The 14,532-nt window shown below is 43.2% G+C and carries 14 protein-coding genes and 1 riboswitch; of the genes, 10 read left to right on the top strand and 4 right to left on the bottom strand.

Features of this window, described 5'->3' with window-relative positions; translation table 11 throughout:
• The first annotated feature begins 16 nt into the window (after window positions 1-16).
• Window positions 17-919: an N-acetylmuramic acid 6-phosphate etherase gene (gene murQ / locus LCL91_RS09455; RefSeq protein WP_224881943.1), complete on the top strand. Its 903-nt coding sequence runs from the start codon at window positions 17-19 to the stop codon at window positions 917-919.
• A gap of 114 nt (window positions 920-1,033) precedes the next feature.
• Here murQ and LCL91_RS09460 read toward each other — a convergent pair whose 3' ends face one another.
• Window positions 1,034-1,183, bottom strand: a complete 150-nt coding sequence (locus tag LCL91_RS09460) for a BH0509 family protein (protein ID WP_142329588.1) — start codon at window positions 1,181-1,183, stop codon at window positions 1,034-1,036.
• A 345-nt stretch (window positions 1,184-1,528) separates the two neighbouring features.
• Here LCL91_RS09460 and LCL91_RS09465 point away from each other — a divergent pair, with 345 nt between their 5' ends.
• From LCL91_RS09465 to LCL91_RS09490, 6 genes are all read left to right on the top strand, one after another.
• Window positions 1,529-3,562, top strand: a complete 2,034-nt coding sequence (locus tag LCL91_RS09465; RefSeq protein WP_224881947.1) for a S9 family peptidase — start codon at window positions 1,529-1,531, stop codon at window positions 3,560-3,562.
• A gap of 102 nt (window positions 3,563-3,664) precedes the next feature.
• Window positions 3,665-3,773: riboswitch (SAM riboswitch) on the top strand.
• Window positions 3,774-3,944: 171 nt separating this feature from the next.
• Window positions 3,945-4,754 carry a MetQ/NlpA family ABC transporter substrate-binding protein gene (locus LCL91_RS09470; protein ID WP_224881948.1) on the top strand — a complete coding sequence of 270 codons (810 nt, stop codon included), beginning with the start codon at window positions 3,945-3,947 and terminating at the stop codon, window positions 4,752-4,754.
• Window positions 4,755-4,775: 21 nt separating this feature from the next.
• Window positions 4,776-5,810 carry a methionine ABC transporter ATP-binding protein gene (locus tag LCL91_RS09475; RefSeq protein WP_224881949.1) on the top strand — a complete coding sequence of 345 codons (1,035 nt, stop codon included), beginning with the start codon at window positions 4,776-4,778 and terminating at the stop codon, window positions 5,808-5,810.
• Entirely contained in the window at window positions 5,800-6,474 is a 675-nt protein-coding gene (locus LCL91_RS09480) for a methionine ABC transporter permease (RefSeq protein WP_224881950.1), read from the top strand. Before LCL91_RS09475 ends, LCL91_RS09480 begins: the two co-directional genes overlap by 11 nt.
• Window positions 6,475-6,485: 11 nt before the next feature.
• On the top strand, window positions 6,486-7,592 hold the full coding sequence (locus LCL91_RS09485; protein ID WP_224881952.1) for an alpha-hydroxy acid oxidase: 1,107 nt from the start codon (window positions 6,486-6,488) through the stop codon (window positions 7,590-7,592).
• A gap of 12 nt (window positions 7,593-7,604) precedes the next feature.
• Window positions 7,605-8,702 carry an iron-containing alcohol dehydrogenase family protein gene (locus LCL91_RS09490; protein WP_224881955.1) on the top strand — a complete coding sequence of 366 codons (1,098 nt, stop codon included), beginning with the start codon at window positions 7,605-7,607 and terminating at the stop codon, window positions 8,700-8,702.
• A 57-nt stretch (window positions 8,703-8,759) separates the two neighbouring features.
• On the opposite strand, the gene LCL91_RS22025 is transcribed toward LCL91_RS09490, so the two are convergent.
• Window positions 8,760-8,882, bottom strand: coding sequence for a hypothetical protein (locus LCL91_RS22025; protein WP_255639990.1), 123 nt, complete (start codon window positions 8,880-8,882; stop codon window positions 8,760-8,762).
• Between the two features lie 349 nt (window positions 8,883-9,231).
• Between LCL91_RS22025 and LCL91_RS09495 the strand changes: the two genes are divergently transcribed.
• Window positions 9,232-10,626 (top strand): L-cystine transporter, encoded by a 1,395-nt coding sequence (locus LCL91_RS09495; protein ID WP_224881958.1) that lies wholly within the window; start codon window positions 9,232-9,234, stop codon window positions 10,624-10,626.
• 221 nt (window positions 10,627-10,847) lie between these two features.
• Entirely contained in the window at window positions 10,848-11,345 is a 498-nt protein-coding gene (locus LCL91_RS09500; RefSeq protein ID WP_224881960.1) for a DUF6843 domain-containing protein, read from the top strand.
• A gap of 41 nt (window positions 11,346-11,386) precedes the next feature.
• Here LCL91_RS09500 and LCL91_RS09505 read toward each other — a convergent pair whose 3' ends face one another.
• Together LCL91_RS09505 and LCL91_RS09510 are read right to left on the bottom strand one after the other, a co-directional pair.
• Complete coding sequence (locus LCL91_RS09505) at window positions 11,387-11,953, bottom strand: histidine phosphatase family protein (RefSeq protein ID WP_224881962.1); 567 nt, start codon at window positions 11,951-11,953, stop codon at window positions 11,387-11,389.
• A 57-nt stretch (window positions 11,954-12,010) separates the two neighbouring features.
• The gene (locus LCL91_RS09510) at window positions 12,011-13,987 is read right to left on the bottom strand and encodes a LuxR C-terminal-related transcriptional regulator (RefSeq protein WP_224881963.1); all 1,977 of its coding nucleotides are present in this window, start codon (window positions 13,985-13,987) and stop codon (window positions 12,011-12,013) included.
• 138 nt (window positions 13,988-14,125) lie between these two features.
• Here LCL91_RS09510 and LCL91_RS09515 point away from each other — a divergent pair, with 138 nt between their 5' ends.
• A complete protein-coding gene (locus LCL91_RS09515) occupies window positions 14,126-14,503 on the top strand; it encodes a DUF4870 domain-containing protein (RefSeq protein ID WP_224881964.1) in 378 nt (125 codons plus the stop codon).
• The last annotated feature ends 29 nt before the right edge of the window (window positions 14,504-14,532 follow it).

Here is a 14,532-nt window from a genome sequence, read left to right on the forward strand (position 1 = left end):
AATAGGAGAGATGCAAATGAGTGATGAAAACAATGCGAAAACGGAAATGAGAAATGCAAAATCGGAACATCTTCATCAGTTTTCAACACTTGAGATTATTGAGCTAATGAATGAGGAGGATGCGAGCGTTGCTGGAGTTGTGAAAATCGCTCTTCCTCAGGTTGAAAAAGTGATTGATGAGGTTGTTGGTGTGATAAGAAATGGCGGGAAACTCTATTATTTCGGTGCTGGTACGAGCGGACGGCTCGGCGTGTTAGATGCCTCTGAGTGCCCACCTACTTTTGGCGTAGCAGCGGATCTTGTAAATGGCATTATCGCAGGCGGAGACCGAGCGCTTCGTTATCCGATTGAGGGAGCGGAAGACAGTCGAGAGCTTGGTGCTGAAGATGTGCGAAAACATATGAGTGAACGTGATATGGCGATTGGTCTTGCGGCTAGTGGAAGAACGCCATACGTGCTTGGGGCGATGGAAGCGGCAAATGAAATAGGTGCAAAGACGGCGGGGATTTCATGCAATACGAGCGCTCTGCTTTCGAAAATCGTTACATACGCAATTGAACTACCAGTTGGACCAGAAGTGGTGACGGGATCGACCCGGTTAAAAGCAGGAACGGCGCAGAAGATGGTGTTAAATATGATTACGACTGCTTCCATGGTGAAGCTTGGAAAGGTGTACCGCAATTTAATGGTCAATGTGCAGGCGTCGAATGAAAAGCTGCGGAAGCGGACTGTTTCGATTATTCAGGAGTTGACGGGAGTTAGTAAGGGAGAAGCCGCGCGCTATAGTGAACAGGCGGAAGGGGATGCACGTGTAGCGGTTTTGATGATTTTGTTGAAGCTGGATGGGGAGAGAGCGAGGCAGATGTTAGAGGAGAAGTGTGGGGATTTTGTGGCGGTGATGGAGGAGGATAGAGGATAGGGGGTCAGGCTCGAGCCTGACCCCTACAAAGTACAAATGTCCACTCCAAAAATACACCTTTACATACCAAAACAGCCCCTGCAGGAATTCCCTGCAGGGGCTGTGAACGTCTATTTACATCATCAAGTCCGCTGGTGATTCATCAAAGTAGAGCCAGTGAAAATATTCTACTTCTGCATCAGACATTTTGAGAACTTCTTCTCTATTCATCGTCGTTTTGTCGCACAAAAGATCAATAAATTGGTTTCGTGCTTGCTGGCTCATTGTAAATCCTCCCTAGTATTTTAAGCGGCTTTCTGATTTTGGTAACCGCTTTCAATTTGTTAATTCTATTATATATCTCATAATGAGATCATTCAAATACCGTTTTGAGATATATCACCTGAAACCGATGTGGTTTTGGTATGAAAGTGAGCAGATGTTCAGAGAAAAAGAGGTAAAATAGGAATACATGTTCTGTTTTTGGGGTTTGAAGACGCAACATGATCTAAAAAGAGAAAATGGGCTGGAAAAGAAGTGGTAACTGAACTGTTCGTGCAAAGGTAACAAGCAGGTATTTCACCTATTTAATGGAAGTAGAGACATAAGAGAAGAAGGGAAGTGGAAAGTTTGAAGAAAGAAATTGAAAAAGAATTGGAAAAGAGCGAGCAGTTGGAAGAGCTTTTATATGATTTCACCTTTGTGGGTAGTCCTCAGATTTCGCCTGATGGAACCTATATCGTTTATGTGAAAAAAGTGATAAATGAGGAAAGAGAATATACTTCAAACCTCGTACTAGTGAACCGAGATACTGGAATTGAGCATGATTGGACAGCTTTAGGAGGAGAAAAGAAGGACCGTTCTCCACGCTGGTCACCAGACGGTAAGACGATTGCTTTCGTTTCCGACCGATCAGGAGAAGATCAAATATGGCTAATTTCCACGGATGGTGGTGAAGCGCGCAAGCTAACCAATTTGAAGAGCGGTGTATCAGCACCGGTTTGGAGGCCGGATGGTACATCATTACTCATTTTAAGTAAAGATAAAAAGGAAGAAGAGAAGGTCGAGGGACGGAAGCCTCTTGTCGTAACGGACTTGCAGTATAAATCAGATGGCGTTGGTTTTCTGGATGGGTATCACCAGCAGATTGTCATCATCGACGTTTCTTCAGGAGGAGAGAAAATTAAATGGTTGACGGATGCTCCGTTTAATCATTCAAGTCCTAGCTGGTCACCAGATGGTCAATCGATTGCTTATGTGAGAAGCCGCAATGAGGATGCGGAACAAGGCACGTATATGCGGTCGGATTTATTCGTACAGCGCTTAGAAGAAGGGGAGGTCGAACCTGAACAACTAAACAGGGAAGGCGGTAGCTTTGACACACCTAAATGGTCACCAGATGGTAAGAAGCTTTCGTTTATCGGGCACTTCTTTCTCCACGAAGGAGCTACATTAAATAAGGTGTGGACCGTTGATGTAGACAAAAGAGAGTTTACTTGTTTAACAGATATAGCTGATTTGGAGTGCTCGGATGTGTTAATTTCAGATATGCACTGGGGAGGCGCTTCGCCAGGGGCAGTGTGGAATGAGGATGGAACGGAAGTGTATTTTCTTGCTAGTGAACAGGGAAACACTGGCGTATACTGCGCTAACGTCGACTGCACAGTTCGACAAATAACGGGTGGTGACAGGCACTTCTACGCTTTTCACTACATACCGAAGACAAACGAGGCGGCAGTTGCAGTTAGTGATCCTCTAAACATTGGTGATATCTATACGCTTTCATTTCATGGTGACCGAGTCAATGAGGAATGTATTTCTCACTCCAATGAGGAAGTTCTTCAACGAATGGAGCTTTCGTCTCCAGAGAGCTTTACATACACTGGGAAAGATGGTTTAGAAATTCAAGGGTGGATGATGCGACCGGCTGGGTTTAAAGGTGACCAAACCTACCCTCTCATTCTCGAAATTCATGGTGGCCCACATATGATGTACGGAAATTCGTTTATGCATGAATTTCAGTTTCTCGTTTCAAAGGGGTATGCGGTTTTATACACAAATCCACGTGGAAGCCAGGGGTACGGTCAAGATTTTGTAAATGGCTGCCGAGGCGACTATGGTGGCGGCGATTATGAGGATGTGATGGCGGGTGTTGATGCTTCGTTGAAGAGCTATTCCTTTATTGATGAAGATCGACTCTATGTAACAGGAGGAAGCTACGGTGGCTTTATGACGAACTGGATTGTTGGAAAAACGGATCGATTCAAAGCAGCCGTCACGCAGCGATCGATTTCAAATTGGCAGAGTTTCTATGGGGTAAGTGATATCGGCTATTTTTTCACAAAGTGGGAAGTTGGAAGTGATCTTGATGAGAATCCTGATAAACTGTGGCACCATTCGCCTTTGAAGTATGTTGATCAAATTCAGACGCCACTTCTTATTCTGCATAGCGAACATGATTACCGCTGTCCTATTGAGCAGGGAGAGCAGTTGTATATTGCCTTAAAACATCGTGGCAAAGATACGATGTTTGTGAGATTCCCAGATTCAGATCATAATTTATCTCGAAGTGGACATCCAGAGCTAAGAGTGGCGAGGCTGAAGCATCTCGTAAACTGGTTTGATCAACGCGGAGGAAGTGATTCGACAAATACCGGGGAGTGACAGGCACTCGCGGGCACGCGGCACGCGGTTTTTCTCGATCTACCCTTGACGCCATTCGAGAAAGATACTATACTATTGAAAATAGTTAAATAATATTGAAAACTCTTATCAAGAGTGGCAGAGGGACTGGCCCTATGACGCCCAGCAACCATCTCAGTTCGTGAGAAAGGTGCTAATTCCAGCAAACGAGCAATCGTTTGAAAGATGAGAGGGAGTTCAAGCACGGCTGATTTGTTATCCGAAATCACTCAACTCTCTCTGTCCTTTACAGAGGGAGTTTTTTTATTGGGATGGGGTTTAACAGATTCTAAAACTTTTGCGCTTTGAAGTTTTAGTGCTAGAACGCTTTATATTACTACATAATTTAGGAGGAGATTCAAAGATGAAGAAATCATTCTATTTACTAGGAGCACTACTATTAATCTTTTTGGCAGCTTGTTCAGGAAACGAGGCGTCAGGGGGTTCTGATGAAGAGGGTCCACTGAAGGTTGGCGTAACGGCCGGGCCACATGAAGATGTGATGAACAAAGTAAAGGAAGTGGCAGCGGAAGATGGGTTTGAGATTGAAGTGATCGCATTTAATGATTATGTGATGCCGAACACGGCGCTTGATGAAGGGGAACTTGATGCGAACGTGTTTCAAACAGAACCGTACTTAAAGGATTTCGTGCAAGAAAGAGGCTTAGATCTTTCAAAAGTTGCGTCCACGATTAATTTTCCAATGGGGATTTATTCGGATCAATATAAAAGCCTTGATGAATTGAAAGATGGAGATAAAGTTGGTTTACCAAACCATTCAACTGGAGAGCCAAGAGCATTACAACTCTTTGAGAAAGCTGGTCTTATTGAATTAAAAGAAGGCGTTGGAGTAGAAGCAACGATTAAGGATATTGAAAAAAATCCGTTGAATTTAGAATTCATTCCATTAGAAGCCTCTCAAATTCCTAGACAGTTGGAAGAGCTTGCGATCGCGGCGATTAATACAAACTACGCTATGGAAAGCGGACGCGTTCCGAAAGAAGATTCACTCGAGATGGAGGCTGATGACTCCCCGTGGGTAAATGTGATTGCGACAAAAACAGAGAATACAGAAGATGACCGTATTCAAAAATTAGTGGACTATTATCATACGGGTGAAGTGAAAGATTTTGTTCAAGAAGAATTTGCAAAGTCTGTTGTTCCATCCTGGTAATTTGAAAGAGGAGTGAATACGATGATTCGATTAGAGAATATAACGAAAACGTATCAAAGTGGCGAGACGGTAACAAAAGCTGTAGATGATGTCTCACTGCAGGTTGAAAAAGGAACCATCTATGGCGTCATTGGCTATAGTGGCGCTGGCAAAAGTACGCTTGTCCGCATGGTGAACCTATTGGAGAGACCGACGAATGGAAAAGTGTTTATCAATGATGTCGAGCTCACTTCCTTATCAACGGGTAAGCTTCAAAAAACAAGACAGCGAATTGGAATGATATTCCAATCCTTTAATTTGTTGAAAACAGGAACTGTTCACCAGAACATTGCGATTCCACTTAAGTTAACGGGTGTACCGAAAAAAGAAATTGAAAATCGGGTGGATAAATACTTAGAGATCGTTGGGTTATCGGATAAGCGCGATGCTTATCCTTCTCAGCTTTCAGGTGGTCAGAAACAACGTGTTGCGATTGCGCGTGCGCTTGCTCATGAACCTGATGTGCTTTTATGTGACGAGGCGACAAGTGCGCTTGACCCTGATACGACCGAGTCCATTTTGGCGCTATTGGAACAAATTAATCGTGATTTTGGCATTACCATTTTACTGATTACTCACGAAATGCACGTTGTGCAGAAAATTTGTCATGAAGTCGCTGTGATGGAGAATGGAAAAGTGATTGAACAAGGTAGAGTGGTTGATATCTTTAGTCAACCCGAGACATCCACGGCAAAACGGTTTGTACAGTCGCTCTTCCAAGATGAGCTTCCAGAGTCGCTCGTTACGCGTTTGAAAGAAAACGGTCAGATCGTGAACCTTTCCTTTATTGGCGAGCGTTCCGGAAGTCCAGCTCTTGCGCATGTTAGTAAAAAGTTTGATGTATACCCGTCCATTTTAGCCGGGAATATTACACAGCTAAAGGATCAGCCGTTTGGCAGACTTATCGTTCATTTGGAAGGCAATGCAGATGAAACGAATCGAGCAGTGGCCTTTTTAGAAGAAAGCGGTGTTGTCGTCGAAGGATATGTTCAGGAGGTGGAAGCACATGTCAGCTAAAATTTCGGAATTTCTCGATCTGTGGGGAGCAGATATTTGGAGTGCCATTATAGAAACGTTTCAGATGGTTGGGATTTCCCTCCTGATTTCGGTATTAATCGGGCTTCCGCTAGGTGTGTTACTTGTTTTAACACGACCTGAAAAAGCACTTGAAAACAAGGTTCTTTTCCGCTTACTAAACACGGTAATTAATGTGATCAGGTCGATTCCATTCATTATTCTACTTTTTTTCATTTTACCTTTTACGAAGATGATCGCAGGTACAACAATCGGTGTGAAAGGCGTGATTGTGCCGCTCGTTGTTTTTACAGCTCCGTACATTGCGCGGCTGATGGAATCCGCTTTACTTGAAGTAGATCGCGGAGTTGTTGAAGCGTATGAAGCGATGGGTGTCAAAACGAGACACATTATTTGGCACGTTCTAGTCAGAGAATCGCGATCCTCAATTGTGCTTGGGTTAACGATTGCCACGATCGGACTCATTGGGGCCACGGCCATGGCTGGTCTTGTTGGCGCAGGTGGACTTGGAGACCTTGCTTACCGCTATGGGCATTTGCGGTATGAAGTTGATGTGATGTACGTGACGGTGTTTTTGCTCATTGTCCTTGTTCAGGGGCTTCAGTCGTTTGGTAACATTCTTTCTGCTCGTTTGAAAAAAGATTAAGTGGAAGGGGGATGAACGTGGTCGTAGATACAACTTTTCCTGTTCAGTATGAGCAGCTGGAAAAAATGGCGCAACTAAAATTACCTAATGATGTTTTTGATTATGTGCAAAGTGGCGCTGGAGCTGAGGAAACGCTTCGGGCGAATCGACAGGCGTTTGAACAGTGGAAGATCGTTCCTCGCTTTCTAACAGATGTCTCGCATCTTTCAACGCAAGTGAAGGTGAATGGATCTGTCATTGCGGCACCGATATTACTTGCGCCCATTGGGATGCATGGAATTGTTCATGAAGAGGGGGAGCTTGCGACGGCTCGGGCAGCCGCGAAAGAAAATCTTCCGTTTGTTTTAAGCACGGTTTCTTCTTATTCAATGGAAGAAATTGCATCTGAAACTCATGGCGTTAAATGGTTTCAATTGTACTATCCGAATGATCCTGCAATCGCTAAAAGTTTGGTAGAGAGAGCTGAGACGGCAGGATATGCTGCTATTGTTATCACGGTAGATACGGCGATGCTTGGCTATCGAGAGCGTGATCGGACCAATGGTTATTCTCCGTTTCTTCTTGGTAAGGGAATTGCAAACTATGAAGCTGATCCCGTACTCAACGAACGAGTAAGGCGGTCGGAGAATGCTTCCTTTTTAGATGAAATGAAAAAGGTTTTCTATAAACCTTCTCTCTGTTGGGAGGACATTGCGTATTTGAGAAGCGTTACGTCGCTTCCCATCTATTTAAAAGGAATATTGAGTGCGGAGGATGCGCGGGTTGCTGCAGATTTTGGCATCGAAGGGATTGTCGTATCCAATCACGGAGGACGTCAGCTAGATGGCTGTATTGCTTCTCTTGATGCTCTTTCTTCTATTAAAAAGGAAGTCGGTGATGAGCTGACGATCTTATTTGACAGTGGGATTAGACGTGGAGCTGACATCGTTAAGGCACTTGCACTTGGAGCTGACGCAGTCTTTGTTGGTCGACCCTACCTTTATGGACTTGCTGTAGATGGAGAAGTTGGAGTGCAACGTGTGTTAAAGCAGCTTAAGGAAGATCTCTTTATCTCATTATCATTAGCAGGAGTTTCTTCATTAAAAGAACTAAACAAAGAATGGCTTCAGCAAGCTTAGGAGGAATGAAAATTGGAATCGATACAAGTAAGGGCAACGCCTGGGCATTATGAATGTCGATCGGGCGTGCTTCAAGATTTACCTCGTCTTCTTCAAGAAGGACGGTTTGAGAAGGTATTTATTCTTTCAGGGCATCGCTCCTGGGAGGCGGCTCAAGAATACTTCCCTGATTTATCTGATTTTCATACGGCGTACTCTACGTACAATGGGGAATGTTCTGAAACAGAAATTGCAAGACAAGCTGAATTAGCAAGCATTCATGAGGCTGATGTGATTTTAGGTGTCGGGGGCGGAAAAGTTCTCGATGTTGCCAAAGCCGTTGGTCACGAAATTAATAAAGATGTAGCACTCGTGCCCACGCTTGCTTCTACTTGCGCAGCGACCACTCCCCTTAGCGTGAAGTATTCAGATGAAGGCGAATTTATTACGTATACTATTTTTCCAAGAAGTACATATCTTGTTCTTGTAGAGCCCGAAATTCTTTTACAGTCGCCAATCGCTTATTTACGAGCGGGGATTGGAGACACGCTTGCCAAATGGTATGAAGCGAGAGCATTAATTGAAGAGCTACCTTCTACGCCTGTGTCTGTACAATTAGCATACGAGGTTGCTAAAAGCTGCCGCGATGTGCTTGTGAAGGATGGTGATCAAGCGGTTAAAGATCAGCAAAAGGGTCATCTGAGCGATGCGTTTATCCGCGTCGTTGAAACGAACCTTTTATCAGGAGGAATGGTAGGCGGCCTTGGTGATCGCTATGGACGAATTGCTGGAGCGCATTCGATTCATAATGGGCTAACGCATGTTACAGAAGCACATTCTTTTCTTCATGGTGAAAAAGTTGCGTACGGTATTTTAGTACAGCTTGTACTAGAAGGGGAGTGGGCGGAAGTAAGAGGGTTGTTTTCTTTCTATGAGCAAATTGGCTTGCCGCTCTCATTAGAGTTACTTGGGGTTACATCTGCAAATATGGAAGGCGTTGCTGAGGTGATTGCTGAATACGCGACGAAAGAAGGAGAGTCGATTCATTTTCCAATGGCTTCACCTGTTTCGAAAAGTGATGTCATTGAAGCGATCGTGGGATTAGAAGCTTTGCAACTGACGTTAAGCTGATGAGCTAATTCCTAAATGTAAGAAAAAGTCCCCTGGCTGCATTCAACATCCAGGGGGCTAGCTATGATGGTAAGGGGACCTTGCGAGCAGATCAAGGTGTCGATTATGGTGATTGCGTATGTGCTGCTGCTCATGAGGCTTTGTTTTAAAGACGTTTTTGATAAGCAATAAGATTGTCATAGAGAATCCTCCTTAAATGATTTAGATGTTAGCGGCGGTTGATGATTTCTTGTTCAAGCACATAAATGTTTTCCATCAGAAGCACCTCCTTTGTTTCTTTTGTTACTTTCATTCTACGTCGCAACGAAATGAAATAAACCGGCCACCGGTTCGGTTTTTATCTCATCCTTAAGAAGGAGATTTCCTCAGTCTTTTACCCATTCGACAAATAACGGGGAGTGACAGGCACTGTTCCGACGGTTCTACTTGACAGTGCCACAATATGGTAGTATTTTAGATTAATGCCGACTAAACTTATAAGGATTATATATTTTAGTCTCAAGATCATATTAAAGAGGGGGAATTCAGTATGGATACATTTATCGTTATTGTGAATATTGCTATTTTACTTGTTCTTATTGGTGTATTAATTAAGATGCAGCAGAAGCATGTATCATTTAGTAAGCGGGTTTTTGCTGGATTAGGTTTCGGTGTCGCGCTGGGGATTTACTTACAAATTGCATTTGGTGCTAGTTCGAAGATCGTTAGTCAAACATCCGATTGGTATAGCATTGTAGGAAGCGGATACGTTCGCTTGCTCATGATGATCGTTATTCCACTCGTTATGGTTTCAATCATTCAATCGATTACAAATCTTGAGAAGACATCAGAGCTTGGAAAGATGTCAGGTTGGATCATTGGCATTCTTGTCTCCACTGCAATGGTTGCGGCCATTGTTGGTGTCGGAAGTTCGCTCATCTTTGACTTAAATGCCGAGCAAATTGAAGCGGGGCAGGCGGAGCAGGACCGAGGAAGTTATCTTGAAGAAACGCTTGGTAGCGTAAAGGATATGAGTACTCCAGATAAGATTCTTGCTTTCATTCCCGCTAATCCGTTTGAAGATATGACTGGAGCTCGTCCAACTTCCACGATTGCGGTCGTTATTTTCTCAGCAATCGTAGGGGTTGCGGCACTTGGCGTACGACGGAAAAATCCTGAACAAGCGGCCGTTTTCACGAAGGGTGTTAATGCCGTTTATGCAATCGTAATGCGTATCGTGACGCTTGTTCTTCGTTTAACTCCTTTTGGGATAATGGGCTTAATGGCAACAACAGTGGCTCAGACGAACGTAGCCGGAATTCTTGAACTTGGAAAATTCGTTCTCGCATCATATCTCGCCTTACTTGTAATGTTTATCATTCATTTAATTTTGATTGCAACGGGTGGATTAAATCCACTTACGTATTTGAAAAAGGTTCTACCTGTTCTTACATTTGCTTTTACATCACGTTCAAGCGCAGGGACCATTCCGTTGAATATTTCTGCACAGAAAAATAGCCTTGGTGTTGATGAAGGAACAGCGAATATGTCCGCTTCGTTTGGCGCTACGATCGGTCAAAATGGTTGCGCAGGCATTTATCCTGCGATGCTCGCAGTGATGATCGCGCCAACAGTTGGCATCGATCCACTTAGCCCAGGATTTTTAATTCAGCTTGTGCTAATCGTAGGCATTAGTTCATTTGGGGTCGCTGGTGTTGGCGGTGGAGCCACTTTTGCAGCATTGATCGTCCTTTCTTCAATGAACTTACCCGTTTACTTAGCAGGACTTCTTATTTCTGTGGAACCTCTTATTGATATGGGACGTACGGCTCTTAACGTAAACGGTGCAATGACATCAGGAACGCTCACTTCCCGTATTCTTGGGAAATTTAATCATGATAAGTTTAACGATTCGAACGCAATTGAAAAAGATATTGCTGTATAAAGAAAAAAGGATCCCGCTTCGATTAAGAAGCGGGTTTTTTTAATTTCTTCAGTACTCTTAGATTCGTTGCGTATTGCAGTAGGATTAAAAAATTTCCATCAAAGGTCACAAGAGGAGCGACTCATTCTGATTCGCTCCTCTCGTGAAATTCTGCAAAGGAAGGAAGTTCGGCAGTCACCGTCGAAAAGAAATAAGGGTATAAATGGTCAGGGGGGAAGCGAATGTATTGGCTCAGGCTTCTTGTTTTAAGTCTAGTGATCGTCGTGGCTGCTTCTTGTTCATCACAGGCATCGGTTCAACATGAGACAACCGATACAATTCATCTCGTTCCGGAAGGTTTTGAAGGGAAATTGATCGTTATTTATAACGTAGAAGGCGCACCTAAGTTAAAAAAAGAAAAAGGCTTTACGGTTATCCCTTATGATCAGGATGGCACGTACTTAACATCAACGGAAGATATGGAGTATGGGGCAGTAACAGACGAGTTTTATTACGTTGATCAAAAGGATAAGCGTACCCCCATTGAGACGAATTGCACGTATCTTTTCTCGAATAGCGGCATTACTATAGCGGATCGGCGCTTACTTTATAATGCTTTTTACTTAACTCAGTCACACTGCAGTGACGACTTTCACGGAAAAGGTCCGGAAAATGCGAGCAACCGAAATATTACAGGTAGTGTAGAAGAGAAGCTTAAGGAAGAAGGGTTATTGGAGTAACCAAATAACGATAAGAAAACGACGGCGAGTTCGCCGGCGTTTTAGTTTACTCTCTCCCATATTCTCTGTACGTTTACCAAGGTTTCTTCTTCAAACGTCAAGCAATACACATCAGGCATATCAAGGTTACGCCAGAAGGTGACATCGTACTTCTGATCGAAATAACTCATGATTAATGCAAGCAAATTTCCATGAGTTCCAATGACAATGCTTTCTCCTTCATATGTTTTTAGCACGTCCTTCAGTGCATCAATGCCGCGATTACGCGCTTCATCGTTTGATTCACCACCTGGATGTGCATAGGATTCGTTATGCCAAACCATTTCTATCGCTTCCTGGAAATTTTCAACTGGCTTTCCGGCGAGTGTTCTTTCTTTAAATGCTTCGATCAGTTGAATGTCCTTATCGTGCTGTTGAGCGATGCCTTCAACTGTTTGAATTGCTCGCTTATATGGACTAGAAAGAATCACATTGACGTGCTTTTCAGCCATCTGGTGCATGAGCAATTTCTGATCGTGATGGCCATTTGACGATAATCCACGACCGTACTCATCTGGTGAATAGGTCGAGTGCGCATGGCGGACAAGATAGATTTCTGTTTGCTTCATTGGTTCACCTCTTTAAAGCAGCGGGGGTCAGGTACGTACCTGACCCCCACACCGCCACTATTTTCTCTCAAGCATCACACGTGTAAGCTGAGTCCGGTTTTTTACACCGGTTTTCTCATAAATTCGGCTAAGATGCTTTTTAATTGTCACTTCGCTTAATGAAAGAGTTTGTGCTAGCTTGGCATTAGAATATCCTTGTATCACAAGTGAAACGACTTCCTGCTCACGAGCAGTAAAATGGAAATGATGGTCGGGCGTCTCAGATAGATTAACTCCAAGAGCATTTGCGAACGTTTCAAGATAGTGAGAGAGCCGAGCATTTCGTAAATCAAGCTCATAAGTTTTAGAAGGTCGATCAGGGCCATAATCAAAATGCCTCGCTTCTGGAATTTCATTAAATCGAAACTGTTCTAATAATTCTTGATAAAAAGGAAGCGGCGTTGAAGCTACGAGAATCCCTTCGGTTAATACAAGCGGAAGAAGGTGGTAAAGAAGTGCTTTTCGATCTTCCATCTGTTTGGGGTTTTTCACGCCTAGGTAACGAATCACCCAGCCGGATGGTTTATCTTGTGAAAGAATGCGCTTTTCTTCAGCGGGAGAGATTCTCTTAAAATAACTTCTTGTCACAGGACTGCTCTGCAAGTTTCTAAGCGTGTTTGACTGAATGGGTAGCAAGAAAGCAATTCCCTTGACGATTCCATCTCTTTGACGAAGCAACTTGACGTGGTGAATACCGACGGACTCGATCATTTCTTTTGTCATAAAAGCCGATTCCTGGTTGTTATTTTTAGAGGTGAAGTATTTGTTGACCGTCTCTCCACTGTGCTCATTCGCAAATGGAGTCTGCAGATCTTCGCTGACAAGAGCATTCTCTTCTAAATAAGGAAGGATCTCCCTCCAGTCATCTTGATTCGCTGAAGTCATCGTGTACGTCGATAACGTTTCATGATCAAATAACGAGGCTCGCATCATAGGTTCACCTAGCAAATAAAAAAACTCACTAATTTCCGTAGAATCTACTATTCGATCATGATCGAAAAACGAACGACAATAGAGCAATGCGCGCTTCCAGAGCTGATGATAATAAAAAGGCTTCCTTCTTCTAAGGTCATCCCGCATTGCGCGTTGGAAAAGTGTATTTAACTGCCAGCCGGCTTCGGTTTCTTCAAAAAAGGAAAGAGAGATGAGCGCTTCAAAATCTTTGCGTGATATCGATTGATCAAGCATTACCTCAAGTTTTTCCTGCTGAATGTAGCGACCGATTGATGCCACCTCAATGTAAGGAATGAGGTGATCATCTTCAAGTTCACTAAGCCATTCCTTTACAACAGTACGATAAATTTTTTGTTCATCTCTTTCATTCCACTCTTGTGTTTCATTTAATTTCTGTACGCAGAGCGATAAGGCATAAGGATTACCGCTTGAAAATTTCCAGGCTAGCTGTACGAGCTCTGGATTCAATGTTTGGAACACGGAATCAAATTGGCCTATACTAAACCCTTTTAACTCAATCGATGTGATAAAGGGATACCAGATTGACGCTCTCCAGGACGCATTAAGTTGCTTACGACCGCAGAAAATGAGAATGCTGGAAGAGGGTAGCGAAGGAAGAAAAGACTGTCTAAACCATTCATCTAACTTTTCAAATCGTTCGTAGGAATCAATCGCAATGACAAAGCGAATACCTTGCTTCTCTAGATGTTGGATGTGCATATGAATGGCTTCAAGTGGTGAAATGTATACGTTAGAAGCGCCCATCTGGTCAAGCAATAGTTGAAGAAAAGCAGATGGTTCCGCTTTTGAATATTGTGCATTAACAAGATAAAAAACGACGCCTCGTTCCGTGGCTTCTTTTCGATAGTGAGTCATTAATTCGCTTTTCCCTGTACCTGGTTGGCCATAGACTGAAAGAATACCACTTCCACTATGGTCTAGTAAGCGAGAGAAGCTAGCTAATTCTTTTTCTCTCGTAATATTAAATGGAAAAGCCTTCATCTGACTTTGATCATGATTGGGGTTATCTGGAAGGATCATCCGTATCACACTCCGCTATAAAAGATTACTCGAATTTTGTCTAAGTAGTATACTTTCGTATACTACCCCCAAATTCCTGCTTTTGATAAAATTAATTTATAAAATATTCTGAATTTACAAAATAAGGGAGGGATCGCTGTGGAGGCCGGGAATAGTCCAGAAAAAATGACGCCAACCCCACGAAAAACTTCAAGTGGATTGGAGGAAAACGTCGCAGGACTGTTGACCTATGTATTAGGCTTTGTCACTGGAATTATTTTTTTGTTAATCGAAAAAGAAAACAAGTTCGTTCGCTTTCACGCCATGCAATCAATTGTTGTGTTCGGAGCTTTCTTCGTTATAAGCCTTGTGTTAAATGTTGTTCCTGTTATTGGTACAATCGTTTCTGTTCTGATTTTACCTCCTCTTAGCTTAATTGTTTGGATTGTTTTAATGGTAAAAGCCTATCAGGGCAAACAATATAAGCTTCCAATCGCTGGCGACTTCTCCGAAAAGCAGTTAGCGAAAATGAAATAAGAAAAGCCGCGATTCTCTTTTGGAGAAAT

The sequence above is a fragment of the Guptibacillus hwajinpoensis genome (assembly GCF_020171785.1).
Taxonomy (GTDB): Bacteria; Bacillota; Bacilli; order Bacillales; family Guptibacillaceae; genus Guptibacillus; species Guptibacillus sedimenti.